At 66.9% G+C, this 25,982-nt stretch carries 29 protein-coding genes; 17 read left to right on the plus strand and 12 right to left on the minus strand.

Going from position 1 to position 25,982, the window contains the following annotated elements; genetic code table 11:
* Positions 1-13: 13 nt before the first annotated feature.
* Positions 14-1,021, minus strand: a complete 1,008-nt coding sequence (locus tag PO605_RS06845) for an AraC family transcriptional regulator (RefSeq protein WP_016449087.1) — start codon at positions 1,019-1,021, stop codon at positions 14-16.
* A 192-nt stretch (positions 1,022-1,213) separates the two neighbouring features.
* Here PO605_RS06845 and PO605_RS06850 point away from each other — a divergent pair, with 192 nt between their 5' ends.
* From PO605_RS06850 to cutA, 8 genes are all read left to right on the plus strand, one after another.
* A complete protein-coding gene (locus PO605_RS06850) occupies positions 1,214-2,005 on the plus strand; it encodes an SDR family oxidoreductase (protein ID WP_047472694.1) in 792 nt (263 codons plus the stop codon).
* A gap of 36 nt (positions 2,006-2,041) precedes the next feature.
* On the plus strand, positions 2,042-3,337 hold the full coding sequence (locus PO605_RS06855; RefSeq protein WP_047472693.1) for a styrene monooxygenase/indole monooxygenase family protein: 1,296 nt from the start codon (positions 2,042-2,044) through the stop codon (positions 3,335-3,337).
* Between the two features lie 14 nt (positions 3,338-3,351).
* Positions 3,352-3,879, plus strand: coding sequence for a flavin reductase family protein (locus PO605_RS06860; protein WP_047472692.1), 528 nt, complete (start codon positions 3,352-3,354; stop codon positions 3,877-3,879).
* A 59-nt stretch (positions 3,880-3,938) separates the two neighbouring features.
* A complete protein-coding gene (locus tag PO605_RS06865) occupies positions 3,939-5,174 on the plus strand; it encodes a dienelactone hydrolase family protein (RefSeq protein WP_047472691.1) in 1,236 nt (411 codons plus the stop codon).
* A 150-nt stretch (positions 5,175-5,324) separates the two neighbouring features.
* On the plus strand, positions 5,325-5,858 hold the full coding sequence (locus tag PO605_RS06870; RefSeq protein WP_047472690.1) for a MarR family winged helix-turn-helix transcriptional regulator: 534 nt from the start codon (positions 5,325-5,327) through the stop codon (positions 5,856-5,858).
* The gene (locus tag PO605_RS06875; protein WP_269431528.1) at positions 5,851-6,684 is read left to right on the plus strand and encodes a class II aldolase/adducin family protein; all 834 of its coding nucleotides are present in this window, start codon (positions 5,851-5,853) and stop codon (positions 6,682-6,684) included. The genes PO605_RS06870 and PO605_RS06875 overlap by 8 nt, the downstream gene beginning before the upstream one ends.
* 18 nt (positions 6,685-6,702) lie before the next feature.
* Entirely contained in the window at positions 6,703-7,728 is a 1,026-nt protein-coding gene (locus tag PO605_RS06880) for a 2-dehydropantoate 2-reductase (protein ID WP_017404218.1), read from the plus strand.
* Positions 7,729-7,780: 52 nt separating this feature from the next.
* Positions 7,781-8,179 carry a divalent-cation tolerance protein CutA gene (cutA, locus tag PO605_RS06885; protein ID WP_047474485.1) on the plus strand — a complete coding sequence of 133 codons (399 nt, stop codon included), beginning with the start codon at positions 7,781-7,783 and terminating at the stop codon, positions 8,177-8,179.
* On the opposite strand, the gene PO605_RS06890 is transcribed toward cutA, so the two are convergent.
* Together PO605_RS06890 and ftsY are read right to left on the minus strand one after the other, a co-directional pair.
* Positions 8,166-9,155 carry a Bug family tripartite tricarboxylate transporter substrate binding protein gene (locus tag PO605_RS06890; protein WP_047474484.1) on the minus strand — a complete coding sequence of 330 codons (990 nt, stop codon included), beginning with the start codon at positions 9,153-9,155 and terminating at the stop codon, positions 8,166-8,168. The two genes, cutA and PO605_RS06890, sit on opposite strands and share 14 nt — an antisense overlap.
* A 238-nt stretch (positions 9,156-9,393) precedes the next feature.
* Complete coding sequence (gene ftsY / locus PO605_RS06895) at positions 9,394-10,614, minus strand: signal recognition particle-docking protein FtsY (protein WP_272206195.1); 1,221 nt, start codon at positions 10,612-10,614, stop codon at positions 9,394-9,396.
* Between the two features lie 28 nt (positions 10,615-10,642).
* Here ftsY and PO605_RS06900 point away from each other — a divergent pair, with 28 nt between their 5' ends.
* The 4 genes from PO605_RS06900 to coaD all read left to right on the plus strand — a co-directional run bounded on the left by PO605_RS06900 (position 10,643) and on the right by coaD (position 14,844).
* The gene (locus PO605_RS06900) at positions 10,643-12,121 is read left to right on the plus strand and encodes a M16 family metallopeptidase (RefSeq protein WP_016449075.1); all 1,479 of its coding nucleotides are present in this window, start codon (positions 10,643-10,645) and stop codon (positions 12,119-12,121) included.
* A gap of 26 nt (positions 12,122-12,147) precedes the next feature.
* Entirely contained in the window at positions 12,148-13,509 is a 1,362-nt protein-coding gene (locus PO605_RS06905) for a M16 family metallopeptidase (protein WP_047474482.1), read from the plus strand.
* Complete coding sequence (gene rsmD / locus PO605_RS06910) at positions 13,506-14,213, plus strand: 16S rRNA (guanine(966)-N(2))-methyltransferase RsmD (protein WP_070080628.1); 708 nt, start codon at positions 13,506-13,508, stop codon at positions 14,211-14,213. Before PO605_RS06905 ends, rsmD begins: the two co-directional genes overlap by 4 nt.
* A gap of 130 nt (positions 14,214-14,343) precedes the next feature.
* On the plus strand, positions 14,344-14,844 hold the full coding sequence (gene coaD / locus PO605_RS06915) for a pantetheine-phosphate adenylyltransferase (protein WP_016449072.1): 501 nt from the start codon (positions 14,344-14,346) through the stop codon (positions 14,842-14,844).
* A gap of 53 nt (positions 14,845-14,897) precedes the next feature.
* Here the strand turns inward: coaD and PO605_RS06920 are convergent, their stop codons facing one another.
* From PO605_RS06920 to PO605_RS06940, 5 genes are all read right to left on the minus strand, one after another.
* On the minus strand, positions 14,898-16,016 hold the full coding sequence (locus PO605_RS06920; RefSeq protein WP_047217964.1) for a zinc-binding metallopeptidase family protein: 1,119 nt from the start codon (positions 16,014-16,016) through the stop codon (positions 14,898-14,900).
* Between the two features lie 165 nt (positions 16,017-16,181).
* Entirely contained in the window at positions 16,182-16,502 is a 321-nt protein-coding gene (locus PO605_RS06925; RefSeq protein WP_012203732.1) for a BON domain-containing protein, read from the minus strand.
* A 70-nt stretch (positions 16,503-16,572) separates the two neighbouring features.
* Complete coding sequence (locus tag PO605_RS06930) at positions 16,573-16,962, minus strand: hypothetical protein (protein ID WP_016449070.1); 390 nt, start codon at positions 16,960-16,962, stop codon at positions 16,573-16,575.
* Positions 16,963-17,073: 111 nt separating this feature from the next.
* A complete protein-coding gene (locus PO605_RS06935; protein ID WP_013803930.1) occupies positions 17,074-17,235 on the minus strand; it encodes a DUF1328 domain-containing protein in 162 nt (53 codons plus the stop codon).
* 244 nt (positions 17,236-17,479) lie between these two features.
* Positions 17,480-18,829 (minus strand): sensor histidine kinase, encoded by a 1,350-nt coding sequence (locus PO605_RS06940; RefSeq protein ID WP_016449069.1) that lies wholly within the window; start codon positions 18,827-18,829, stop codon positions 17,480-17,482.
* 143 nt (positions 18,830-18,972) lie between these two features.
* On the opposite strand from PO605_RS06940, the gene PO605_RS06945 reads away from it, so the two are divergent.
* Positions 18,973-19,605 (plus strand): response regulator, encoded by a 633-nt coding sequence (locus PO605_RS06945; protein ID WP_012203736.1) that lies wholly within the window; start codon positions 18,973-18,975, stop codon positions 19,603-19,605.
* A gap of 89 nt (positions 19,606-19,694) precedes the next feature.
* Here the strand turns inward: PO605_RS06945 and PO605_RS06950 are convergent, their stop codons facing one another.
* The 4 genes from PO605_RS06950 to gpmA all read right to left on the minus strand — a co-directional run bounded on the left by PO605_RS06950 (position 19,695) and on the right by gpmA (position 23,338).
* Positions 19,695-20,093 carry a response regulator gene (locus PO605_RS06950; RefSeq protein WP_013803928.1) on the minus strand — a complete coding sequence of 133 codons (399 nt, stop codon included), beginning with the start codon at positions 20,091-20,093 and terminating at the stop codon, positions 19,695-19,697.
* A 119-nt stretch (positions 20,094-20,212) separates the two neighbouring features.
* Positions 20,213-20,965, minus strand: a complete 753-nt coding sequence (locus PO605_RS06955) for a HesA/MoeB/ThiF family protein (RefSeq protein ID WP_047472395.1) — start codon at positions 20,963-20,965, stop codon at positions 20,213-20,215.
* A 71-nt stretch (positions 20,966-21,036) separates the two neighbouring features.
* The gene (locus tag PO605_RS06960; RefSeq protein WP_016449067.1) at positions 21,037-22,473 is read right to left on the minus strand and encodes a S41 family peptidase; all 1,437 of its coding nucleotides are present in this window, start codon (positions 22,471-22,473) and stop codon (positions 21,037-21,039) included.
* A 121-nt stretch (positions 22,474-22,594) separates the two neighbouring features.
* Positions 22,595-23,338 (minus strand): 2,3-diphosphoglycerate-dependent phosphoglycerate mutase, encoded by a 744-nt coding sequence (gene gpmA, locus PO605_RS06965; RefSeq protein WP_016449066.1) that lies wholly within the window; start codon positions 23,336-23,338, stop codon positions 22,595-22,597.
* 98 nt (positions 23,339-23,436) lie between these two features.
* Here gpmA and PO605_RS06970 point away from each other — a divergent pair, with 98 nt between their 5' ends.
* The 4 genes from PO605_RS06970 to PO605_RS06985 all read left to right on the plus strand — a co-directional run bounded on the left by PO605_RS06970 (position 23,437) and on the right by PO605_RS06985 (position 25,906).
* On the plus strand, positions 23,437-23,844 hold the full coding sequence (locus PO605_RS06970) for a rhodanese-like domain-containing protein (RefSeq protein WP_016449065.1): 408 nt from the start codon (positions 23,437-23,439) through the stop codon (positions 23,842-23,844).
* Positions 23,845-23,932: 88 nt separating this feature from the next.
* A complete protein-coding gene (gene grxC / locus PO605_RS06975) occupies positions 23,933-24,190 on the plus strand; it encodes a glutaredoxin 3 (protein WP_016449064.1) in 258 nt (85 codons plus the stop codon).
* A 129-nt stretch (positions 24,191-24,319) separates the two neighbouring features.
* Entirely contained in the window at positions 24,320-24,775 is a 456-nt protein-coding gene (gene secB / locus PO605_RS06980) for a protein-export chaperone SecB (RefSeq protein ID WP_013803924.1), read from the plus strand.
* Positions 24,776-24,895: 120 nt separating this feature from the next.
* Positions 24,896-25,906 carry an NAD(P)H-dependent glycerol-3-phosphate dehydrogenase gene (locus PO605_RS06985; protein WP_016454153.1) on the plus strand — a complete coding sequence of 337 codons (1,011 nt, stop codon included), beginning with the start codon at positions 24,896-24,898 and terminating at the stop codon, positions 25,904-25,906.
* The last annotated feature ends 76 nt before the right edge of the window (positions 25,907-25,982 follow it).

The following is a 25,982-nucleotide window of genomic DNA, read 5'->3' on the forward strand; positions in this document are numbered from 1 at the left end:
CAAAGGCAGGCCCTCAGGCCTGCACGCGGCGGCTCGCCGTCTCGGACGGGAGCTCGCCGAAGCGGCTGCGGTACTGGGCCGCGAAGTGGCCCAGGTGCAGGAAGCCGTATTTCTGCGCCACGTCGCGCACGCCGGAGCCGGCTGCGGCGCCCGGGCCCTTGGCTGCCTGGAGTTCGGCGCGCACCCGGTCCAGCCGCAGCTGGCGCAGGAAATCCATGGGCCCCATGCCTGCGTGCTGGCGGAAGGCGGCCTGCAGCGTGCGCGCGCTGCAGCCGGCCTCGCGGCAGACATCGGCCAGCGACAGGGGCTGGTCGGCATGGGCCTGCATGTACTCCTGGGCCTTGCGCACGCCGCGCGGCAGCAGACTGCGCCGGCTGTCCCCGGCCAGTGCGCGGCTGTGGCTGTGCGTGGCCGACATCAGCAGGCTGGTCAGCAGGTATTCCTCCGCATGCCGGGCCAGCGCCTGCGTGGCCTGCAGGGCGTTGCCCGCATCCAGCGTGTGCCGCAGGCAGTCGATGAAATGCACCAGCGGTGCCAGCGCCGGCTGGTCCAGCGGCACGCCCAGATCGAACACCAGGGGCCGGCCTGCGGGCGCCTGCAGCAGCGCCTCCAGCCGCGCTACCAGGGCCGGGCGGGCCATGCGCACGATCAGGTGCGGGCTGTCGTCGGCCCAGCGCATGGACAACGGCTCGGTCGGCGAGGGCAGGGAGGCCAGGCGCGGCGTGGCATCCACCTGCTGCGCGCCGCAGCGGATCTCGGCACTGCCGCGCAGGGGAATCTGCAGCAGGAAGAAGTCCCGCAGATAGCCGGGCTCGATGTGCACGCCGGGGCCGTATTGCACATAGTTCAGGCTGACGTTGCGGGAAAGCGGCGCGCTGTGGTGGCAGGCGTCCAGCTCGGCGCGCGGGCGCAGCATGCCCAGGCCATGCGGACAGAAGACGCGCGCCACGCTTTCGCGGGCCTCGTCCATGTCGTGGCTCTCGAAAAGCCGGTAGCGCTGCAGCGGCAGCGGTGTGTGCATGGCGTGTTCCATAGGCTGGGCAGAACGTAGCAAAAACCACCCGCTCCCACAATTCGGACCATTCCCCGGGAGCCAATTTCTGCGCGCCAGGGACAGCGCCTGCGCTTGCCGGATGCCTGCGCGGCCCGGCCCCCCGTAACGTGTGCTGCACAGGCCAGCCCGGCCTGGCATCCACACGGGAGAACAAGCGTCATGTTCAAGGGACTCGAAGGCAAAAGCGCCATCGTCACCGGCGGCTCCACCCTGATAGGCGCCGGCGTGGTGCGTGCGCTGCACGCGGCCGGCGTGAAGGTGGTCATTGCCGACATCGATGCCGACAACGGCCAGGTGCTGGCCGATGCGCTGGGCGAGGGCGCGCTTTTCGTGCGCACCGACATCACCGACGACGCCCAGGTCGCTGCCTGCGTTCAGCAGGCATGCAGCCGGCACGGCGGCGTGCACATCCTGGTCAACCTGGCCTGCTCCTATGTGGATGAGGGCCTGCAGTCGCCGCGCGCTGACTGGCTGGCCTCGTTCAACGTGAACGTGGCCAGCGCCGTGGCCATGCTGCAGGCCGTGCACCCGCGCATGGTGGCCGCCGGTGGCGGGGCCGTGGTGAATTTCACCAGCATCTCTTCGGAAGCGGCGCAGACGGGGCGCTGGCTCTACCCGGCCAGCAAGGCGGCCATGAAGCAGCTCACGCGCAGCATGGCCATGGACCTGGCGGCCGATGGCATCCGCGTCAACAGCGTATGCCCGGGCTGGACCTGGTCGGCGGTGATGGACCGGCTCAGTGGCGGCGACCGCGCCAAGACCGACCGCGTGGCCGCACCCTTTCACCTGCTGGGCCGCGTGGGCGATCCGCATGAGGTGGCCCAGGTGGTGCTGTTCCTGTGCTCGGACCATGCCAGCTTCGTGACCGGCGCCGACTACGCGGTGGACGGCGGCTACGGCGCCATGGGGCCCGAGCGCGCCGTGGCCGCCATTCCCCAATTGATGGACTAGTACGCAGTACGGACACGGAGCCGCAAGGAGACAGCCATGAAGAAAATCGCCATCGTCGGAGCCGGCCAGTCGGGCCTGCAACTCGGCCTGGGCCTGCTGGCTGCAGGCCATCAGGTCACGATACTGAGCAACCGCACGGCGCAGGACATCGCCCAGGGCCGGGTCATGTCCAGCCAGTGCATGTTCGACAGCGCGCTGCAGATAGAGCGCGGCCTGGGCCTGGATCACTGGTCGCGCGAATGCCCGGTGGTCGAGGGCATCGGCCTGTGCGTGCCGCACCCTGGGCAGCACGGCGGGAAAGCGGCCGGCAAGGCCATCGACTGGGCCGCGCGTCTGAACGCGGGCGCGCAGTCCGTGGACCAGCGCCTGAAGATCCCCGCATGGATGGACGACTTCCGCCGCCAGGGCGGCGAGCTGGTGCTCAAGGACGCGGGCATCGCCGAGCTGGAGGAATGCACGCGCAGCCATGACCTGACCCTGGTCGCCAGCGGCAAGGGCGAGATATCGAGGCTGTTCGAGCGCGATGCCCACCGCTCGCGCTTCGACCAGCCCCAGCGTGCGCTGGCGCTGACCTATGTGACGGGCATGAAGCCGCGCGAGCCGTTCTCCGCCGTGTCCTTCAACCTGCTGCCGGGCGTGGGCGAGTATTTCGTGTTCCCGGCGCTGACGACCACGGGCCCCTGCGAGATCATGGTGTTCGAAGGCGTGCCCGGCGGCCCCATGGACTGCTGGGGCGATGTGAAGACACCGGAGCAGCACCTGGAGCGCAGCCGCTGGATCCTCGACACCTTCGTGCCCTGGGAGGCCGAACGCTGCCGCGACATTGCGCTGACCGATGACAACGGCATCCTCGCGGGCTGCTTCGCCCCCACGGTGCGCAAGCCCGTGGCCACGCTGCCGTCGGGGCGCAAGGTGCTGGGCATGGGCGACGTGGTGGTGCTCAACGACCCCATTACGGGCCAGGGCTCCAACAACGCGGCCAAGTGCGCCGACACCTATCTGCGCAGCATCCTGGCGCGCGGCAATGGCGACAGTAATGGTGACGGATATGGCGCCTTCGACGCCGCCTGGATGCAGCAGACCTTCGACCGCTACTGGTTCGGCTATGCGCAATGGGTCACGCAGTGGACCAACATGCTGCTGGCGCCACCGCCGCCCCATGTGCTCAAGCTGCTGGCCAGCGCGGGCACGCTGGCACCGCTGGCCAGCGCCTTTGCCAACGGCTTCGACGACCCGCGCACCTTCTTCCCCTGGTTCGCGGACGCGGGCGAGGCAGACCACTACATCGACAGCTGCGCGGCCATCGCCGCCATGGCAGCCGTCCCCGCCTAGCCGCAGAGGCCGCCATGAGCACATGCGACACCCCGGCCCCCGCCACGGCCTGCTCCTTCGATCCGCGCGAGCTGCGCAAGGCCTTCGGCCAGTTCACCACGGGCGTGACCGTCATCACCACGCGCGCGCCGGACGGGCGGCGCGTGGGCATGACGGCCAACTCGTTCTCCTCGGTCTCGCTGGACCCGCCGCTGGTGCTGTGGAGCCTAGCGCGCCAGGCGCCCAGCGTCTGCGATTTCCAGGGCGCCAGCCACTTCGCCATCCACGTGCTGGCTGCGGGCCAGCACCTTCTGTCGCGGCGCTTTTCCACGCCGCAGCAAGACAAGTTCGTCGGCCTGGACTGCGCGGAAGGCCCGGCCGGCGTGCCCCTGATCGATGGCGTGCTGGCCCGCTTCGTCTGCCGCAACGTCCGGCAATACGATGGCGGCGACCACCTCATCTTCATCGGCCAGGTCGAGCGCTGCGAACGCTTCGACGGCGAGCCCCTGGCCTTTCACGCGGGCTACTATCAGGTGACGGTGCGGCACCCCGAATGCGTATGACGGGTCATGAAAAAAGCGGCACCGCAGCTTTCCCCACCCTTTGCAACGGAGACAACCCCATGCAGCAGAAAGAACCCCCGGCCAGCCGCCATGTGCGCATCAACGCGCTGGACGGCAGCGGCAGCTTCAACGCCTACCTGGCCGTGCCGGCCTCGGGCAGCGGCCCCGGCCTGGTGCTGGCGCAGGAGATCTTCGGCGTCAACGCCACCATGCGCGAGGTGGCCGACTACTACGCCGAAGAAGGCTACGTGGTGCTGGTGCCCGACCTGTTCTGGCGCCAGCAGCCCGATGTGGAACTGGGCTACACGCCGGCGGACTGGGAGCGCGCCTTCGGCCTCTACAAGGGATTCGACGAGGCCCTGGGCGTGCAGGACATCCAGGCCTGCCTGAACGCCCTGCGCCAGCGCCCCGAGGTCACGGACGGCAAGGCCGGCGTGCTGGGCTTTTGCCTGGGCGGCAAGCTGGCCTACCTGGCCGCCTGCCGCACCGATGCCGATGCGGTGGTCGGCTACTACGGCGTGGGCATCGAGGCGGCGCTGGACGAGGCCGAGCGCATCCGCTGCCCGCTCACCCTGCATGTGGCCGAGCTCGACGCCTTCTGCCCGCCCGAGGCGCGCCAGCGCATCGTCCAGGCGCTGGGCGGGCGTCCCGGCGTGGCCGTGCATGTCTATCCCGGCGTGGACCATGCCTTTGCGCGCAAGGGCGGCGACCATTTCCACCGCGCCTCGGCCCTGATGGCGCATGAACGCAGCATTGCGACGCTCAAGTCCGCCATCGGCCCGCATTTCGACCTGGCCGCGCTGTGGGACAAGCACTGCGAGTACGAGTTCGCCACGCGCAACGTGGACGACACCATGGCCACCATGGTGGCCGAGCCCTATGTGAACCACATCCCCACCATGACCGGCGGCGTGGGCTTCAGCAACCTGCACGCCTTCTATACGAACCACTTCGTCAACAGCAATCCGCCCGATACATCGCTGACCCCGATTTCACGCACCGTGGGGGCCTCGCAGGTGGTGGACGAGATGCTGTTCTGCTTCACGCACACCACCGAGATCCCGTGGATGCTGCCCGGCGTGCGGCCCACGGGGCGGCGCGTGGAGATCCCGCTGCTGGCCGTGGTCAAGTTCCGGGGCGACAAGCTCTACCACGAGCACATCTACTGGGACCAGGCCAGCGTGCTGGTGCAGGTGGGCCTGCTGGACCCGGCGCTGCTGCCCGTGGCGGGCGTGGAGACGGCCCGCAAGCTGATGGACGAGACACTGCCTTCCAACGAACTGCTCAAGCGCTGAGCGCGGCGCGGGCGCACGGGTTTCACCCTGCGCCCGATGGCGGCCTGCAGGCCGCCAGGGCTCTCAGGGTTGCCACCAATGTTGATATGTCAACATTGGTGGATCATGCGGCCATCGCAATCGCCGTCGCCGCCCGGTTCCCTCCGCCCAATGCCCTGCCCACGCACATCCACGATCCCTGCCGCCGATGCCGCCACCGGCCCTGCACCGGACACGCAGGTCTGCAGCCAGACGCTGGCACTGGAGGACTTCATCACCTTCCGCCTGGGCGCGCTGTCCAATGCGCTGCAGACCCAGGTGACGCGCCACTACATCGCGCCGGCATCGCCCGTGGGGCTGACCGAGTGGCGGCTCATGGGCCAGATCCAGCGCCATGGCGAGCTGCATGCCAGCGCGCTGTCGCGCCTGAGCCTGATGGACAAGGCCCAGATCAGCCGCGCGCTGCAGCCGCTGATCGACCGGGGCTGGGTGCTGCGCCGCGCCGACCCGCAGCACGCGCGGCGCCACCTGCTGCAGCTGAGCGAAGCAGGGCAGGCGCTCTTCGACGAGGTGCTGTCCCGCGCACGCCCCTACCAGGCGGCCCTGCTAAATGCCCTGACGGCCGATGAGCGCGCCATGCTGGACCGCATCCTGGACAAGCTGGGCCGTGCCTCCCAGGCGCTCGACCAGGGGCTGGATGCCTGATTTCCCCACAAGCCACTGCACAACTCACCTCAAGACCCACCTCAGAACCCACCCCACGAGCCACACCATGAATTGCTCCATGCACCCTGATGAACGCGCCGCCCGCATCGAACTGGCCGCCTGCTACCGCGTCTTTGCCATGCTGGGCTGGGACGAGCTGATCTACAACCACATCACGGTGCGCCTGCCCAACAGCGTGACGGGCGGTGAAAAGCAGTTCCTGATCAATCCCTTCGGCCTGCATTACGAAGAGGTCACGGCCAGCAACCTGGTACGCATCAATGTGCGCGGCGAGGTGCTGGACGGCTCGCGGCATCCGGTGAATCCGGCCGGCTTCGTGGTGCATGCGGCCATCCACGACGGACTGCCGGGCGCGCACTGCGTGATGCACACGCACACCACCTCGGGCATGGGCGTGGCCTGCCTGGAGCAGGGCCTGTCGCAAAGCAACTTCTACAGCGCCCAACTGCACGGCATGGTGGCCTACCATGACTTCGAGGGCATCACCATCCATGCCGACGAAGGGCCGCGCCTGCTGGCCAGCATCGGCCACCGCAAGGCCGTGATCCTGCGCAACCATGGCCTGCTCAGCTGGGGCAGCGATCTGCCCCAGGCCTTTGTGGTGCTGTGGACGCTGCAGCGCGCCTGCGACGTGCAGATGGCCACCCTGTCCATGGGTGCGCCGCGCATGGTCTCCGACGCCATGGCCCAGCGCTGCAATGAGGACTCGCTGACCTTCAACGCCAGCCACGGCGGTGCCCGCGATGTGTTCGACCACCTGGTGCGCCGTGTGAACCGGCGCGACAGCAGCTATCTCGATCTTTGAACCCGGAGCTTCCCGCGCATGACCATGGAACAGACAAGCATTTCATTCGACAAGGCCTGCATCTTCGGCGCCGGTGCCATCGGCGGCTGGATGGGCGCGGCCCTGGCCCGCGCCGGTTGCCAGCTCAGCGCCGTGGCGCGCGGCGCCGCGCTGCAGGCCCTGCGCACCCAGGGCCTGACCCTGGTGCACGGCGAGCAGCGCGAGCACTTCGCGCTGCGTGCCGAACAGGACCCGGCCGCCCTGGGCGTGCAGGACCTGGTCATCATCTCCGTCAAGGCGCCGGGCATGCCCGATGTGGCCGAGCGCATCGCCCCGCTGATCGGCCCGCAGACCGTGGTGCTCACGGCCATGAACGGCGTGCCCTGGTGGTTCCTGCACGGCGGTGTCGATGCCAGCGTGCGCGGCAAGCAGCTGAAAGCCGTGGACCCTGAAGGCCGCATTGCGCAAGCCATCCCGCTGGGTCAGGTGCTGGGCTCGGTGGTCCATGCCAGCTGCTCCAACGATGCGCCCGGCGTGGTGCGCCGCCACTTCGGCAACAGCCTCATCCTGGGCGAGCCCCTGGCCACAGGGCCCGGCCAGCCGCCCACGCCGCGCCTGGCGGCACTGGCCCAACTGCTGCAGCGCGGCGGCATCGAGGCCAAGGTCTCCGACAACATCCAGCGCGACGCCTGGTACAAGCTCTGGGGCAACATGACCGTCAACCCCGTCAGCGCGCTGACGGGTGCCACCTCGGACCGCATCCTGGGCGACGACCTGGTGCGCGGCCTGATCACGCGCGTGATGCTGGAGGCCAAGGAGATCGGCGCGCGCATCGGCCTGCCCATCAACGAATCGCCCGAAGACCGCCATGCGGTCACGCTCAAGCTGGGCGCCTTCAAGACCTCCATGCTGCAGGACGTGGAAGCGGGCAAGCCCGTGGAACTCGACGCCCTGGTGGGCGCGGTGCGCGAAATGGGCCAGCTGTGCGGCGTGGACACCCCGTTCACCGATGCGCTGCTGGGCTTGGCGCGGCTGCAGGCGCGGCAAAAGGGGCTGATGGCCTGACGCCGCAAGGGCCAGTACCGGCCTGCAGCACGCAACCGTAGACTACGCCTCCATGACTTCCGCCAAGAACCCCGCCTCGCCCTGGTCCACGCTGTGCGTGGTGGCCACCACCGTCCCCAGCGCCGAGGAGGCCGCCCATCTGGCGCGCAGCCTGGTGCAGCAGCAGGCCGCGGCCTGCGTGCAGGTGGAGCCCATCACCTCGCACTACGTGTGGGACGGCGAGATGCACGCCACGCCCGAGTGGCGGCTGGTCTGCAAGACCCTGCCCGACGTGCTGGAGCGCCTGGCCCGGCTGCTGCGCGCCGAGCACAGCTACAGCGTGCCGCAGATCACCATGCGCACCGAGCGCTGCATGGCCGACTATGCGCAGTGGCTGCGCTCCCAGGTCTCGACCCGGGACGTGGTGGACACTGCAGAAAGGGCCGCCGCGCCCCGCATCACTGCGGCGTGACGTTGGCGGCCTTGATCACGGGCACCCAGGTCGCTGTCTCCTTGCGGATCAGCTCGCCGAAGGCGCTGCCCGTGACCACCCAGGGCTCGATCCCCTGCAGATCCAGCTGCCTGACCACGGCCGGCGTGTTGAAGAGCTCCTGAATATCCTTTTCCAGCTGCCTGAGCACGGCCGGCGGTGTCTTCTTTGGCGCCATCACGCCGTACCAGGACGAGATGGCAATGCCCGGCACGCCCGCCTGGGCCAGCGTGGGCACATCAGGCAGGTACTTGCTGCGGGCCGGGTCGGTCACGGCCAGCGCACGCAGCTTGCCCGACTGCACATGCGGCAGCAGCGCGGGCACATTGCCCACGATCATCGGCACCGTGCCGCCCAGCACATCGTTGAGGCCGGGCGCCGTGCCCTTGTAGGCCACGTGCAGGATGTCGGCGCCGGTCTGCTGCTTGAACAGCTCACCGGCCAGATGCAGGCTGGAGCCCACGCCGGGCGAGGCATAGCTGATGGTGGCCGGCCTGGCCTTGGACAGGGCCACCAGCTCCTGCACCGTTTTGGCGGGCACGCCAGGGTGCACGGCGATCACATTGGCCGCCTTGGCCAGCGAGGCCACGGGCGCGAAGTCCGTCTCCACGCTGTAGCCGGGCCTGGCCAGCAGCGTGGGATTGATGGTCAGGTTGCCCTGGGGCACGACCAGCAGCGTATGGCCGTCCGCCGCGGCACGCTTGACCATGTCGATGCCGATATTGCCGTTGGCCCCGGGCTTGTTCTCCACCACCGAAGTCTGCCTGTAGCGCTCGGCCAATCCCGTGGACAGCAGGCGGGCCAGCGCATCGACCGGGCCACCGGGCGGGAAGGGCGCGACGATGGTGAAAGGCTTGGCGGCCAGTTGCTGCTGCGCGGCGGCATCCTGGGCCAGGGCGCTCTGGCATGCGGATGCTGCCAGCAGGGCGGCAGCGCCGAGCAAGGTGGGGGCTTTCATGGGGAACTCCGGGAAACAAGGCAAGGCAGGTACAAGCAAAAGAAATGCCTGAGGGCTATCGATTGTTTCTTGTATAAAACAACGTTCTTCTTATAAATCAATGCAAAGCATAAAACCTGCGGCTTGATTCGAATCAAGGGAAAACCCTTGCCTGCATGCCTGGGCCTTCGCTGCGCTCGCATACCCATGAAAAAAGGAGCGCAGCGCGCTCCTTTGGGTGGTGGTGTGCCGGGTGGCCTCAGGACAGCAGCGCCTGCGCGAATTCCCTGGCGTTGAAGGTCTCCAGGTCCTCGACCTTTTCGCCCACGCCGATGAAGTACACGGGGATCGGCCGTTCCTGGGCAATGGCGGCCAGCACGCCGCCCTTGGCCGTGCCGTCGAGCTTGGTGACGATCAGGCCCGTGAGCTGCAGTGCATCGTCAAAGGCGCGCACCTGGGCCAGCGCGTTCTGGCCGGTGTTGCCGTCGATGACCAGCAGCACCTCGTGCGGTGCCGTGGCATCGGCCTTGGTGACCACGCGGCGGATCTTGCGCAGCTCTTCCATCAGGTGCAGCTGGGTGGGCAGGCGGCCCGCCGTGTCCACCAGCACCACATCCTTCTTGCGGGCGCGGCCGGCGGTGACGGCATCAAAGCTCACGGCTGCAGGATCACCGCCTTCCTGGCTGACGATCTCCACCGTGTTGCGGTTGGCCCAGACGCCGAGCTGCTCGCGCGCGGCGGCGCGGAAGGTGTCGGCGGCAGCCAGCAGCACGCTCTGACCTTCGTCGGCCAGATGCTTGGTCAGCTTGCCGATGGAGGTGGTCTTGCCTGCGCCGTTGACGCCAGCGACCATGACCACGGTAGGCTGGTGCTCGCCGATGATCAGCGGCTTTTCCAGCGGGCGCAGCAGGTCGGCCAGTGCATCGGCCAGCAACGCCTTGACGGCGGCGGGGTCGGTGGCCTTGGCTTCCTTGACGCGGCGGCGCAGGTCGGTGAGCAGGTGCTCGGTGGCCTTGACGCCGGTGTCGGCCATCAGCAGGGCGTCTTCCAGCTCTTCGTACAGCGCATCGTTGATCTGCGTGCCGGTGAAGACCGTGGCGATGCTGCTGCCGGTCTTGCGCAGTCCGGCCTTGAGGCGCTGCATCCAGTTCTGGCGGCTGGCGCCTTCGGCTTCGGGCTTGGCCATGGGCTCGGGTGCGGCAATGAAGTCGGCAGGCGCGAGCGTGGAAGCAGCAGCAGTGGGTGCAGTGGGTGCGGCAGGCGGGGCGGCATCGCCCTTGCCGCCGCCGAAGGGCTTGCGCCACCAGGCGCTGCCGGTGTCGGCTGCGGCCGGTGGGGCAGGCGTGCCAGGGGGCAGGTCTGGGGCGCGGTCCTGCGGCGGGGTTGCGGGAATGCCGGCCTCTTCAGGCGCGGCGCTGCTGTCCGCCGGGGAAATCTCGGCGGAGGAGGGGGTGGGCTTTTTCTTGAAAAAACTGAACATCGGCAGGTTCTTAGAATCACAGCATTCTATGAAACATGCACTCACCCTCCTGGGCTTAATGGCCTGCATGGGCACCGGGGCTGCTTTGGCAGCCCCGGATGCATCCTCTTCCTCCCCTTCGTCACTGCTGCAGACGGTGGCCAGCCAGGCCGCAGGCGGCCAGCGGTCCGCCACAGCAGCGCAGCAATTCACCCTGAAGAACGGCATGCAGCTCATCGTGCAGCCCGACCGGCGCGCGCCCACGGCCGTGCACATGGTCTGGGTGCGCGTGGGCGCCATCGACGAGGTGGACGGCACCTCGGGCGTGGCCCACGCGCTCGAGCACATGATGTTCAAGGGCTCGCGCAAGGTGGCTCCCGGCGAGTTCTCGCGCCGCGTGGCCGCGCTGGGCGGGCAGGAGAACGCCTTCACCAGCCGCGACTACACGGGCTACTACCAGCAGATCCCGTCCAGCCGGCTGGAGGAAGTGATGAAGCTCGAATCCGACCGCTTCGCCAACAACCACTGGCCCGACAGCGAGTTCAAGAAGGAGATCGAGGTCATCAAGGAAGAGCGCCGCATGCGCACCGAGGACCAGCCGCGCGCCGTGCTCATGGAGCAACTGATGGCGGCGACCTTCATGGCCTCGCCCTACCACCGGCCCGTGATCGGCTGGATGAGCGATCTGGACGCCCTGACGCCCGGCGACGTGCGCGATTTCCACAGCCGCTGGTATGTGCCCGGCAATGCCACCGTCGTCATTGCCGGTGATGTGGACGTTGCCAAGGTCCGCGCCTGGGCCGAGAAGTACTACGGCAGCATTCCCGCACGCGCCGTGCCGGTGCGCAAGCCGCGCACCGAGCCTGCGCAGATCGGCATCCGCCGCATCGAGGTCAAGCAGCCGGCCGAGCAGGCCCTGGTGGCCCTGGCCTTCCGTGCGCCCTCGCTGACGCGTGTCAGCGATCTGCAGGCCGATGACCGCGATGCGCTGGCGCTGCTGGTGCTCTCGGCCGTGCTCGACGGCTATGACGGCGCCCGCCTGGAGCGGGCCCTGGTCCAGGGCGAAGGCCGCGTGGCCGACGGCGCGGGCAGCTCCATGTCGCTCATGAGCCGCGGCCCCGGCCTGTTCATGCTGACGGGCGTGCCCGCCACCGGCAAGACTGCGGCCGAGGTCGAGGCCGCGCTGCGCGCCGAAGTGGCCAAGGTCGCCAGGGATGGTGTGGAGCCCGCCGAGCTGGAGCGCGTGAAGACGCAATGGATGGCCTCCAATGTCTATGAGCGCGATTCGGTCATGGGCCAGGCCCAGAGCCTGGGCAATTACTGGATACAGGGCATGCCGCTGGATGCGGAAGACCAGTTGCTGGCCCAGCTTCGCACCATCACGCCCGATGACGTCAAGCGCGTGGCGGCCAAGTACTTTGGCGATGACCAGCTCACGGTGGGCACCCTGGTGCCGCAGCCCCTGCCTGAAGGCGGCAAGCCCCGCCGCACCGACGCGGGTGCCGGCATTGGCGGACCCCTGCATTGATGCCCCCGAAGCACGCTGGAGTGAAGATGAAGAACATGAAAAAGATGGTGGCCAGCTCCGTGCTGGCAAGCGTGGGCCTGGGCTTTGGCGCCACGTCCGCATGGGCCTTGCTGCCCATCCAGCACTGGACCCAGCCCAGCGGGGCGCAGGTCTGGCTGGTGGACAGCCCGGGCATTCCCATGGTCGATGTGCAGATGGATTTCGACGCCGGCAGCCGGCGCGATCCCGCCAATCAGGTCGGCCTGGCCAGCGCCGTGGCGCTGATGGCGTCCAAGGGCGTCACGGCCCAGGGCAGCGCGCCTGCTCTCGATGAAAACGGCCTGGGCCAGGCCTGGGCCGATCTGGGGGCCAGCTTTGGCGCCCAGGCGGGCCGCGACAGCTTCAGCTACGGGCTGCGCTCCCTGACCGAGCCCGCGCTGCTGCAGCGCGCCGTGGCCCTGGCCGCGCGCCAGATCGCCAGCCCCAGCTGGCCGCAGGACGTGTGGCTGCGCGAGCGCGAGCGCTGGACTGCGGCCATCAAGGAATCGGACACGCGCCCCGGAACGGTGGCCGGCAAGGCCCTGAGCCAGGGCGTGTTCGGCACCCACCCCTACGGTGCGCGTGCCACGGCCGAGAGCCTGTCGCGCATCGACCTGTCGGACATGCAGTCCTTCCACCGCCGGCTGATCGCCGCCTGCCGTGCCAAGGTCAGCATCGTCGGCGCCGTCAGCCGCGAGCAGGCCGACCAGCTGGTGCAGCAATTGCTGGCTCCGCTGCAGGCGGCCCAGGGCCAGGACGCCAGTGCCTGCGCTCCGCTGCCCGACGTGCCCAAGGTGCAGGCGCTCAAGGCGCCGGTCAACGAGAACATCCCCTTCGCCTCGGCCCAGGCGCAGGTGCTGATCGCCCAGCCCGGCATTGCACGCAACAGCCCGGACTTCATGGCCGTGCTCGTGGGCAACCACATCCTGGGCGGCGGCGGCTTCACCTCGCGGCTGACCGAGGAAGTGCGCGAAAAGCGCGGCCTGAGCTACAGCGTCTACAGCGACTTCTCGCCAGGCCTGGACGCAGGCGCCTTCACGATCGCCCTGCAGACGCGCCCCGACCAGGCAGCCGAGGCCCTGAAGGTGTCGCAGGACACGCTGCGCCGCTTCGTGGCCGAAGGCCCGACCGAGAAGGAGCTCAAGGCCGCCAAGGACAATCTGATCGGCGGCTTTGCGCTGCGCATCGACAGCAACCGCAAGCTGCTGGGCAATGTGGCCAACATCGCCTGGAACGGCCTGCCGCTGGACTATCTGGAGCACTGGACCGAGCGCGTGCAGGCGCTGACCGTGCGTGATGTGCGCGAGGCCATGCAGCGCATGCTGCAGCCCGATCGCATGGTGACCGTCGTCGTGGGAGGAAAGCAATGAGCCGCAACAGCATCAAACTGCATACCCCTGCCGGAAAGCGCTGGCTGGAAAAGGCCACGGCCGAGGCCGCGGCGCCCAAGGCGCCTGCCGCAGCACCGGCCGCAAAGGCAAAGGCGGGCAAGCCGGCACCCTCGGGTGCGGGCGAGGTCCGCATCATCGGCGGCCAGTGGCGCCGCACGCGTCTGCCCGTGGCGCAGCGCCCGGGCCTGCGCCCCACGCCGGACCGCGTGCGCGAGACCCTGTTCAACTGGCTGGGCCAGGACCTGACGGGCTGGCACTGCCTGGACGCCTTCGCGGGCACGGGTGCGCTGGGCTTCGAGGCCGCATCGCGCGGCGCGACCAGCGTGCTGATGAACGAGCAGGACGCCGCCCTGGTGCTGCAGCTGCAGCGCCTGCGCGAGCGCCTGGACGCCCAGTCCGTGCGCGTGCTGCGCGGCGATGGCCTGGGCTGCCTGCGCCAGGTGGCGCCGGGCACGCTGGACCTGGTGCTGATCGATCCGCCCTTCGACCATGCCGAGCTGTTCGAGCCTGCGCTGAAGGCCGCTGCGCTGGCCGTCTCCGCCCAGGGCTATGTCTATCTGGAGGCGCCCCAGGCCTGGACCGAGGAGCAACTGGCCGAGGCTGGCGGCCTGCAGCTGTTCCGCCATCTCAAGGCGGGTGCCGTCCACGCCCATCTGCTGCGCAAGGCCGCGCAGGACGAGTAGGCTGGCGCCGCAGCCGTGTTCCAGCGCAGGAATGCGGCTGTCGCGCAGCCGACGGGCCATGCTGCAGTGCAATGCATAATGCGCCATCCGTGCCGGACCAGGGCACGCGCAGCCAAGGAAAGTGAACGCCATGAGCCACGACGTGATTGCCGTCTACCCCGGAACCTTCGATCCAATCACGCTGGGCCACGAAGACGTGGTGCGCCGTGCGACCCAGCTGTTCAGCCACGTCATCGTGGCCGTGGCGGCCGGCCACCACAAGAAGACCATGTTCAATCTCGAGGAACGCATGGAGATGGTGCGCGAGGCCGTGTCCATCTATCCCCATGTCCAGGTCGAGAGCTTTCATGGCCTGCTGCGCGACTTCGTGGTAGAGCGCGGCGGCAAGGCCATGGTGCGCGGCCTGCGCGCGGTCACCGACTTCGACTACGAGTTTCAGCTTGCCGGCATGAACCGCACGCTGATGCCCGAGGTGGAGACCGTCTTCCTCACGCCCAGCGACCGCTACCAGTTCATCAGCAGCACCTTCGTGCGCGAGATCGCCACGCTGGATGGCGAGATCGACAAGTTCGTCTCGCCCAACGTGCGCACGCGACTGCTTGAGAAGGTGCAGGCCAATCGCGCTCCTTGAGAGAGGGAGGCCGGCCAGGCGCCTTGGCCCGCCCCCATGACGAGTTCACGATATCAGGCGCTCTGCGTGGCGGCACTTGCATTCACGGCCGCATGCACGAATTCCAGCTTGCGCCGCGCGCCCATTGAAAGAGCGAACGGATAGGCATCCCCGTGGCCCAGGCTGCGGTTGAGGCTGTTGGTCAGCAGCGTCAGCGGCACCCACTGGTCCAGCATGGTGCCGAAGTCCGGCCGGGCAGGGACCGCGAACGGGTCCTGCACGCACAGCGCGGCCGGCGTTCCCATGCCCGCCGCCGTGCCTGCGCCTCCTGGCAAGGTGATGCAGGTGCCATAGCTGGCCGCAGTCTCCAGCAGATCCACCATGTGCAGGTAGTGGGCCCAGCTTTCGGCCCAGTCTTCCCACGGGTGGGAGGTGGCATAGGCGCTGACGAAGTTGTCGCGCCACTGCCCATCCAGCGGGCTGCGTGCGTAGTAGTTCTGCAGGGCCTGGGCATAGTCCTGGCGCTCGTCGCCGAACAGGCGGCGGAATTCCTCGAGACGGCCCGCGCCCACCACCAGCCTGTCCCAGAAGAAGTGGCCGGACTCATGGCGCAGATGGCCCACCAGCGTCCGGTAGGGCTCGTGCAGCGCCTGGCGGCGCCGGGCACGCTCGGCATCGTCGGCCTCCACCACGTTCAGCGTGATGGTGCCGTTGGCATGGCCGGTCATCACCGGCGCCTGCCCGGGCAGGTCGGCCAGCAGTTCGAAGCGCGGCCCGTCCTCTCCAGGCCTGGGGCCCAGGCCCAGGCGGGCCAGCGTATAGAACAGCTGGCGCTTGGCCGCCTCGATCTTGGTCCAGCGCAAGGCATTGGCCGGGTCTGACAGATCGGGCAGCCAGCGTGTCTGGCGGCAGGATTCGCACAGCGCGTGGGGGTCGTCGGCGGGCAGGGCGAAGTTGCACTGGCCCACAGGTCCCCGGTGGCTGCACATCTTGTAGAGGCGGCCTGGCGGCTTGCCTGCGCCCAGGGAGGACAGGCTCTCCCACAGCGCGCTGTCCCGCGCGCCGGAAACCGGTCGCAGGCAGGCCACATGCAGTCGCTCTGGCAGGAAGGCCAGGGTGGCGCCGCAGTGCACGCATTGAACGCTGTCGAAGAAAACCGGGTGGCCGCAGGCATCGCAGTTGAAAACTCGCATGTCGGTCACTTTACGCCGTATGCCCTGGCGCCATGAAAAATGATTCCCATGTCGCCCTGGCGCTGCAAGGTCAGATTCCCCCAAGGGTGGTTTTCAACGGGGTGGCCCTGCAATGAAAAAAGGCCGGATGACACCGGCCTTTCGATGGCCCCATGGGGGCCTGCATCAGGGGCGAACCACGATGCTGTTGCGCACTTCGCGCACGTTCTTGGTGGTGCGTGCGATCTCGGCGGCGCGAGCCTTTTCCGATTCGGACTTGGCAAAGCCCGACAGCTGCACCGTGCCGTTCAGGGTCTCGACGCTGATGGAAGTGGCCGAGACGCTCTTGTCCTCTGCCATCTTGGCCTTCACGGCAGTGGTGATGCCGGCGTCATCCACATACGAACCCACGGTCTGCTGGTCGCGGGCCACGGAGCAGGCGGTGGTGCCGAGCACGGTGGCGCCGGCGACGAGAGCGAAAGCGATGGCACGGGTGTACTTTTGCATGGTCAGTTCTTTCTTGGACAAGAAATTGAGGGAAACGGTAGTCGAGGGAACTCGGGGGCTGGGCTGCAGCTCACTTGCGCGAGCGGGAACTCATGAAGAACGCGGTGGCCAGGGCTGCGCCCGTGGCTGCTGCCAGCAGCATGGAGCGGCCAGGCTGCTCGATGACGTAGCGCGTAGTGGCTTCCGTGGCAGATTGCAGCTGGCGGCGGGCGCGGTCGGAGCTGTCGGCGCAGAAGTTGATTCCGCGCGTGGCCAGTTCCTGGGCACGTGCCGCGAGGTCGTCGATGACGGGATTCAGTTCACGCTCGATGGACTTCACGCCTTCCTCGGCCTTGTCCAGAGCATTTGCTGCAGTGCGGCGCGTGGTGTTGACGGCTTCCTTGGCAGTGTCTGCTACGTCCTGGGCAACGTCCTTGGCGGTATCGGCGGCTTTGTTCACGGCTTTCTCGGCTTGGCTCATTGGTTCTATCTCCTCAAAACTTGCATGAATGGGAAAGGCGGTCGGGCTGCCGGGCTGGCTGCCCGCCGGAGGCGGGCTTGGGCTGGCAGGTGGCTGAAGGCGGCGCCGCCGCTACTTCTTGATCAGGCTCATCACAAAGGTGACTACAGCCATGATCACGAAAATATAGAACAGGATCTTGGCGATGCCTACAGCACCTGCCGCAATTCCGCCAAAGCCGAAGATGGCGGCGACGAGAGCGATCACGAAAAACACGATGGCGTAGTGCAGCATGTAGAACTCCTTGGTTGTTCGTTGCCAAGAAACGGCATCTGGCTGTCAGGAGCCGAGTGCTGTTCCCATGCGATTGACTGTACCGAGCCGCCCGAGGCCGGATTGACGGTGCCCGGCGTGGCATGGCGTCAGGGTTAGGCAGGGGGTGGGTGTAGGAAAAGCGCCGGCCCGCAGTGCCCATCAAGAAAAACCCCTGCCAGGGCGGTGCCGGGCAGGGGTTGTGCGTGCAGGCAAGGCGTCGTGGTCAGGCGGATGCCGGGCTCAGCGGAATGACGGCGGAGATGGCCGTGCCCTTGCCCAGCTCGGAGGAGACGGTCAGCCGCCCGCCTGCCGCCTCCACGCGATGGCGCATGCCGGCCAGCCCGTGGGAGTTGGGGCGCATGGCCGAGGTCTCGAAGCCCTCGCCATCGTCCTGGATCTGCACCGTCACATAGGTCGGGTAGTTGTGCACGGAGACCAGTACGTGGCTGGCCTTGGCGTATTTGCCGATATTGGTCAGCGACTCCTGCACGATGCGGTAGACCGTGAGCTGGGTCGATTCCGGCAGCTCCACCTGCTCCAGGTTCGCTGTGACCTCGATGCCGCTGCGTTCGCCGAATTCGCGTGCCAGGATTTCCAGCGCCGTGGTCAAGCCCAGGTTGGACAGTGACGAAGGACGCAGGTCCTCGATGATGCGGCGCTTGAGGGCAATGCCGCTGTTGAGCGTCTCCACCAGATGGCTGACGCGCTCTCCCACGTCGGGGGCGCTGAGGTCGATCTTGGATTTGAGCCGGGCCACATCGAGCTTGGCCGCCGTCAGCAGCGAGCCCAGTTCATCGTGCAGCTCGCGCGCCAGGTGGCCGCGCTCATCCTCGCGCACCTGCTGCAAGTGGTTGGCCAGCTCCGTCAGCGTGGCCGTGCGTTCGCGCACCAGGGCTTCAAGGCGGTTGCGCTCGTCACGCTGGATTTCCTGCTCGCGCTGATGGGCCTGCTGCAGCGCGTGGGCCTGGCGCAGGTACATGAAAAAGCCCAGCACGCCCAGCGCGGTCACCGTGGCAATGCCTATGCGCGACAGCGACAGCGTGTGCTCGATATCCTGCAGGTTCTTGGCCGAGCGCTCGTCTATGCCTGACAGCAGCTTGCCTGTGTAGTCCCGGATGGCATCCATGTTCTCCATGCCCACGTCCGTGAACATGACGAAGCGCCAGGCTTCCTCGTTGCCCTGGCGGTACAGGCGCAGGCTCAACTCCATCTCGCTCATCTTGCGCTCGACCTGGCGGGCCAGCGGCGTGAAGATGGCCAGTTCCTGGGGGTCGTAGATGAAGATCTGGCGCAACTCGTCCATGTTGTAGTTGATGGCCGTGATCGCCTTGCTGTAGGGCTCCAGGTAGCGTTCCTCCCCCGTGAGCAGGTAGCCGCGCAGGCCGGTCTCGGCATCGAGCATCAACCGCAGCAGTTGGCTGATTTCCGAGCGGGTCGCCTGGGTCTGGGTCATGGCCTCCAGCGCCTTGGTCGAGCGCTTGTAGCTGGCCTCGTTAATGCTGACAAGCAGCACGGCCGCAACGATGGCAAATGCCAGGCTGATCGCAATTCTTCGGAAATTTATCCAACGCATAAGCATCCTCTCACCTACAAGATCTTCGCCGATATTCTGCATAATTCGTGTTATCGGCAGCCGGAGCAGTTCCTGCCCCGGCCGTTACCATATATTGTTTGCACGACCGGCGTTCCTGCTGGTCCCCCGAAAAAGAGGTATTCATGATCAGAATCGGCATTGTGGACGACCATGCAATTGTGCGCTCGGGTCTGCGTCAGTTTCTCTCGGAACATGTGGACCTGCGTGTAGTCGGTGAGGCCGCCAATGGCCGTGAGGCCATCGACCTGGTCCGAGCCCACGAGATCGACGTGCTGCTGATGGACCTGTCCATGCCCGGGCAAAGCGGCATCGATGCGCTGGCCATGCTGCGGGCCAAGGCCCCGGACATGGGCATCCTGATCCTGAGCGGATATCCCGAGGAGCACTACGCGATCAACCTGATCCGCCAAGGCGCCAGCGGCTACCTGAACAAGGAATGCGATCCCCAGGAGATTGCCGAAGCGATCCGCACCGTGGCCCTGGGCCGCCGCTACCTGACGCCGGCCGTGGCCGACCTGCTGGCCCAGCAGCTCAACCGCAAGGATGACGCGCCAGCGCATGAACAGCTGTCCGAGCGTGAGTTCCAGGTCTTCCTCAAACTGGCGCGCGGCGAAACGGCAGGTGATATTGCGAAATCGCTCTCGCTGAGCGTGAAGACGGTCAGTACCTATCGCACGCGGCTTATGGAGAAAATGGGATTGTCATCCAACAGCGATCTCACGTATTACGCGCTGAAAAACCGGCTGATCGACTGATTTCCAGTCAATAGAAAATACGGGCTGCACGATTATCAAGTCGTGCAGCCTTTTTCTTTGATGAAGAGTAAAAATGCCGTGTTTTGGGTTCAGGCTGTTTTGAGTTGATTGAGCGATGCGGCGTCGATATTCATGCAATAGTCCATGAGTGCATCGATCTCATTGGACTTGTCGAAGACCGCATCCACGCCGAGCTGGGCGCAGCGGCTGCGGATGTCAGGGGTGGCGTAGTTGCTGAGCACCACGATCTTCTGGTGCGGCTGGCGCTCGCGGCAGGCGGTGAGCACACCCAGGCCGCTGCCCTGGCGCAGGAACAGATCGACGATGGCCAGATCCCATGCGTCGGGGTTCTGCTGAAGCCAGTCCGTCCCCGCGCTTTCCGTCTCGGCGATGCCCACGGCCTCGACATCGGCGAGTTCCTCGAGCGTGGCGATCAGGTTCTCGCGGATCGTAGGGTTGTCTTCAACAAGATAGGTGCGCAATTTCACGGCTGTATCCAATAGGGACGCGGATGGCAATCGGAGTCCGGCGGAACCCGGCCTTCATTGTCCTGCGCGACAGCGGGCGATTGTGCCAGTGGGGGATCGGCCTGGAAGTCAGCCGATTCCTACGCCTTGTTGCCGCAAACGGGACAGTCCGGCACACGGGTGGTTTGCATGCTACTCCAATCGAGGCTGCGGCTGTCGAACATGGTCAGGCGGTTTGTTGCAGGCGTGCCAAAACCCGCGATCAGCTTGAGGGCTTCGGCCGCCTGCAGCGTGCCCATGACGCCGACCACGGGGGCGAAGACGCCCATGGTCGAGCACTGCACTTCCTCGAACTGCGCCTCCGGCGGGAATACGCAGGCATAGCAGGCGCAGTTCTCGTCGCGTGGGTCCATCACCATGAGCTGGCCATCCAGGCGGATGGCCGCCCCCGCCACCAGGGGCACCTTGTGTCGCACGCAGGCTGCGTTGATCATGTGGCGCGTGCGGTAGTTGTCCGTGCAGTCCAGCACCACCGTGGCTTGGGGCACGAGCTCGTCGAGCAGGGCATCGTCTGCGCGCTGCTGGCGGCAATCAATGCGGATGCCGGGGTTGATGGCATGCACGGCCGTGCGTATGGATTGCACCTTGGGCTGGCCCACGCGATCGGTGGTGTGGGCAATCTGGCGCTGCAGGTTGGTCATTTCCACGGCATCGTCGTCCACCAGGGTGATGCGGCCGATGCCGGCCGAGCCCAGGTACAGCGAGGCAGGCGCGCCCAGGCCGCCTGCGCCGATGATGAGCACATGCGCTGCCAGGATGCGCTCCTGGCCTTCGATGCCGATCTCGTCCAGCAGGATGTGGCGCGAGTAGCGCAGCAGTTGATCGTCGTTCATTCGCGTCTCCAGACGTGAAAAAGCCGGGCGCGGGCCCGGCTTGGTGGGAGCGCGGACACGGTCCGCGCTCTTCAGTTTTCCTTCTTTTCGGGCTCGCGCTCGGTCAGGGTCTTGCTGACCATGACGGGCTGGCCCTTGAGGCGGTTGAGCGCCTGCTGCAGCTGGAAGTCCTTTTCGGTGCCGAATTCGGGCAGGCGGCGCTCGGCCAGGGGCTTCTTGGCCTCTTCCTCCAGGCGCTTGCGGGCTTCCTCGCGGGCCTTCTCGCGCACTTCGTCCTTGACTTCGGCGCCCTGTCCGCTGGACAGGTGCTTTTCCAGGTCGGCCTCGCGCATGCGCAGGGCAGCGAACAGATCGCCTTCAGGGGTCTCGTCCACCATCACGTCAGGAACGATGCCCTTGGCCTGGATGGATTTGCCGCTGGGCGTGTAGTAGCGGGCCGTGGTCAGCTTCAGGCCCGTGTCAGGACCCAGCGGGCGAACGGTCTGCACCGAGCCCTTGCCGAAGGTCTGGCTGCCCATGATGACCGCACGCTTGTGGTCCTGCAGGGCGCCGGCCACGATTTCGCTGGCCGAGGCCGAGCCTTCGTTGACCAGAACCACCAGCGGCAGCTTCTTGAGCGAGGCGGGCAGGCGCTGCAGCGGGTCTCCCATGCCGCGGCGGGCATAGAAGCTGGGCGAGGCCTTGTAGGTTTCCTTGCTCTCGGCCAGCTGGCCGTTGGTGGACACCACGGTCACATCGGGCGGCAGGAAGGCTGCCGAGATGGCGACGGCCGCGTCCAGCAGGCCGCCCGGGTCGTTGCGCAGGTCCAGAACCAGGCCCTTCATGTTGGGTTCCTGCTTGTACAGCTCTTCGACCTTGCGCACGAAGTCGTCCACCGTGCGTTCCTGGAACTGGCTCAGACGGATCCAGCCGTAGCCGGGCTCGATGACCTTGCCCTTGACGGATTGCGTCTTGATTTCCTCACGCGTGATGGTCACGGGGAAGCTGCGGCTTTCATCCTTGCGCAGGATGGTCAGCTGCACCTTGGTGTTGGGCTCGCCGCGCATGCGCTTGACGGCGTCGTTGAGCGACAGCCCCTTGACGGCCGTGTCGTCGATCTTGGTGATCAGGTCGCCGGTCTTCAGGCCCGCGCGGAAGGCGGGGGAGCCTTCGATGGGCGAGACAACCTTGATCAGGCCGTCTTCCTGCGTGATCTCGATGCCTACGCCGACGAAACGGCCCGAGGTGCCCTCGCGGAATTCCTTGTAGGACTTCTTGTCGAAGTACTGCGAATGCGGATCGAGGCTGGACACCATGCCGGAGATGGCATCGGTGATCAGCTTCTTGTCATCGACCGACTCGACATAATCGGTCTTGATCAGGCCGAAGACGGCGGACAGCTGCTGGATTTCCTCCAGCGGCAGCGGGGTCATGGCACCGCGGGCCACGGTCTGCAAGGAAACCGTGGTCAGTGCTCCGGCGATTACGCCTACGGAAACCCAGCCGGCAATTTTGATTTTCTGGCCCATATCACCCCTTTAACCGCGTCAATATACACCCGCTTGGAAAGGCAAGCGCCCGCGTGGTTCCCTAAAAACGGCGCAGCAAGCGCAATTTCCGTAGCAGGCGCTCACCTCAGGCGGGTCAGGCTCAAGCCTTGCCCTGTGCAGCCACGGCGGCTGCCGCCTTGGCGGCAGCCTCGGCATCGCCTAGGTAGTAGTGGCGAATGGGCTTGAGATCGGCATCCAGCTCATAGACGAGCGGAATGCCGTTGGGCACGTTGACGCCGACGATGGCGTCATCCGAGATGCCGTCCAGGTACTTGATCAGCGCGCGGATGGAGTTGCCATGCGCGGCAACCACGACGCGCTTGCCGGACAGGATGGCGGGCGCGATGGACTCGTTCCAGAACGGCAGCACGCGGGCGACCGTGTCCTTCAGGCATTCGGTCAGCGGCACCTGGCTGGGGTCCAGCTGGGCATAGCGTACGTCGCTGCGCTCGCTGCGCGGGTCCTGGGGCTCCAGGGCCGGCGGGGGCGTGTCGTAGCTGCGGCGCCAGACCAGCACCTGGGCGTCGCCGTACTGCTTGGCCATGTCGGCCTTGTTCAGGCCCTGCAGGCCGCCGTAGTGGCGCTCGTTCAGGCGCCAGCTGTGCTGCACGGGCAGCCAGGTGCGGTCCATTTCGTCCAGCGTGTGCCACAGCGTGCGCGTGGCGCGCTTGAGCACGCTGGTGAATGCCAGGTCGAAGTCGTAGCCTTCGGCCTTGAGCAGGCGGCCGGCGTTCTTGGCCTGTTCTACGCCGGTGGCGGTCAGGTCCACATCGGTCCAGCCGGTGAAGCGGTTTTCGAGGTTCCAGGTGGATTCACCGTGGCGGATCAGCACGAGCTTGTACATGGCGGCTTTCTAAGTCTCTCGATGCGACAAAGCTGGGCTGTCGCGGGGGCAAAAGCCAGCATTCTAGAATTGACAGGTTTGCCAACCCAAGGAATGACGTGAAATTCATCATCGATAACTGGTATTTGATCCTGATCGCGCTGGCTTCCGGCGTGATGTTGCTGCTGCCCCTGGTGCGCGGCGCAGGCGGCGGCTCGCTGACGGCGGCGCAGGCCGTGCAACTGATCAACCGCCAAAAGGCCGTGGTCATCGATGTCTCCGAGCCCGAGGAGTACGCGGCCGCCCATGCCAATGGCGCCAAGAATGTGCCGCTGGGCCAGTTCGAGGAAAAGCTGCCTGCCACCGTGAAGAACAAGGCCCTGCCGCTGGTGCTGATCTGCACCAAGGGCAACCGCGCCTCGCGTGCCGAAGGCATTGCGAAGAAGCTGGGCTACGAAAAGGCCCAGGCCCTGGCCGGTGGCCTGAAGGCTTGGCGCGATGCCGGCATGCCGGTTGAAAAGGCCTGAAGCGCCTCCAGTTGATCACGATGGAAGCCGCTGCGCCGCGTCCCCGGCGCCTGCAGCCGGCAAGCCGCCCACTCGAAGAAAGTCGCATATGCAAGCCGTGAAGATGTACACCACCGCTGTCTGCCCCTATTGCATCCGGGCCAAGCAGATCCTCAAGTCCAAGGGCGTGGAGCAGATCGAAGAGATCCGCATCGATACCGACCCTGCCGCGCGTGACGTGATGATGCAGAGCACGGGCCGCCGTACGGTGCCCCAGATCTTCATCGGCGACCACCATGTGGGCGGCTGCGACGACCTGATGGCGCTGGACGCCGACGGTGGCCTGGTGCCCATGCTGCAAAGCTGAAACACGGGCACTGCATAATGCAGGCCCAGGTGCCCGCTGCGCAACCTATTGGCAGCGGGCATTTTGTTGGTGATTTTTTTGATGCCCTGGCCGCCGTGCCAGGGTTTTTTGCCCAGAAAGACTGATTCCATGGCCGAACAGGACACTCCCGTCTTCCAGATCCAGCGCGTCTACCTCAAGGACCTGTCGCTGGAGCAGCCCAATTCGCCCGCCATCCTGCTGGAGCAGGAGCAGCCCAGCGTGGACATCCAGCTCGGCGTCGAGGCGACTCCCGTGGCCGAAGGCATCTACGAAGTGGCCGTGACGGCCACCGTGCAGACCAAGATCCAGGACAAGACCGTGTTCCTGGTCGAGGCCAAGCAGGCCGGCATCTTCGAGATCCGCAACGTGCCCGAAGACCAGATGGGTGGCGTGATCGGCATTGCCTGCCCCCAGATCATCTATCCCTACCTGCGCGGCAACGTGGCCGACGTGGTCACACGCGCCGGCTTCCCGCCCGTGCACCTGGCCGAAATCAACTTCCAGGCCATGTACGAGCAGCAGCAGGCAGCCGCCCAGGCGGACGGCAACTCGCTGCCGCAGTAAGCCGGTCCCATCCCGGCCGATGAGATTTGCGCCCAGGCGCGTCGCATCGCTGTGGTACAAGAAAAGAGGCCCGAGGGCCTCTTTTTTTCATCAACGTCGCTTCTTCAACGTCGGGCAGATATGAACATTGTGGTGATTGGTGCAGGCGCCTGGGGCACGGCGCTGGCAATGAGCGCGGCCTCGCGCGATGACGGACGTGTCGTGACGCTGTGGGCGCGCGACGCTGCCCAGGCGCAGGCCATGCGGGACAGCGGCGAGAACGCGCGCTACCTGCCGGGCGTGGCGCTGCCTGCCGCGCTGCAGGTGGTGCATGGCGAGATCGACGGCCATCTGGCTGCGGCAGACCTGATCGTGATCGGCACGCCCATGGCGGCCTTGCGCGAATGGCTGGGCCGCCTGCGCAATGTGCGGGCGCCCGTGGTGTGGCTGTGCAAGGGCTTCGAGGCCGTGCCCGCAGGCGCGTCGGCCGCCGCCCATGGACTGATGGCGCACGAGGTCTGCGCCGAGGTGGCGCCCGATCTGCTGTGCGGCGTGCTCAGCGGCCCCAGCTTTGCGGCCGAGGTGGCGCGCCACCAGCCCACGGCCCTGGTGGCGGCCAGCCGGCATGCCGAGGTCAATGACGCCCTGGTCGCGGCCTTCCATGGCGATGCCATGCGCGTCTACGCCAACGCCGACATCGTGGGCGTGGAAGTGGGCGGCGCCGTGAAGAACGTGCTGGCCATTGCCACCGGCCTGTGCGACGGCCTGCAGCTGGGCCTGAACGCCCGCGCCGCGCTGATCACGCGCGGCCTGGCCGAGATGACGCGACTGGGCCTGGCCCTGGGCGCACGGGTGGAGACCTTCATGGGCCTGTCCGGCCTGGGCGATCTGGTGCTGACGGCCACGGGCGATCTGTCGCGCAATCGCAAGGTGGGCCTGCTGCTGGCCCAGGGCCGCACGCTGGAACAGGCCGTGGCCTCGCTGGGCCATGTGGCCGAGGGCGTGTACAGCGCACGCACCGTGCTGGCGCGCGCGCGGCTGTTGAATGTGGAGATGCCGATCACCGAAACCGTGGTCGAGCTGCTGGACGGCCGGCTGCAGGCGGCCGAAGCCGTGCAGCACCTGATGGCGCGCGATCCACGCGGCGAGTGATTCTTCGGTGTCCATGAAAAATGGCCCGCACGCTCCCCTTGCTGCGCAAGGTCCACTGCCCCCCGAGGGGGCCGCT

This window comes from Delftia sp. DT-2 (genome assembly GCF_028401915.1).
Lineage (GTDB): Bacteria > Pseudomonadota > Gammaproteobacteria > Burkholderiales > Burkholderiaceae_C > Comamonas > Comamonas tsuruhatensis.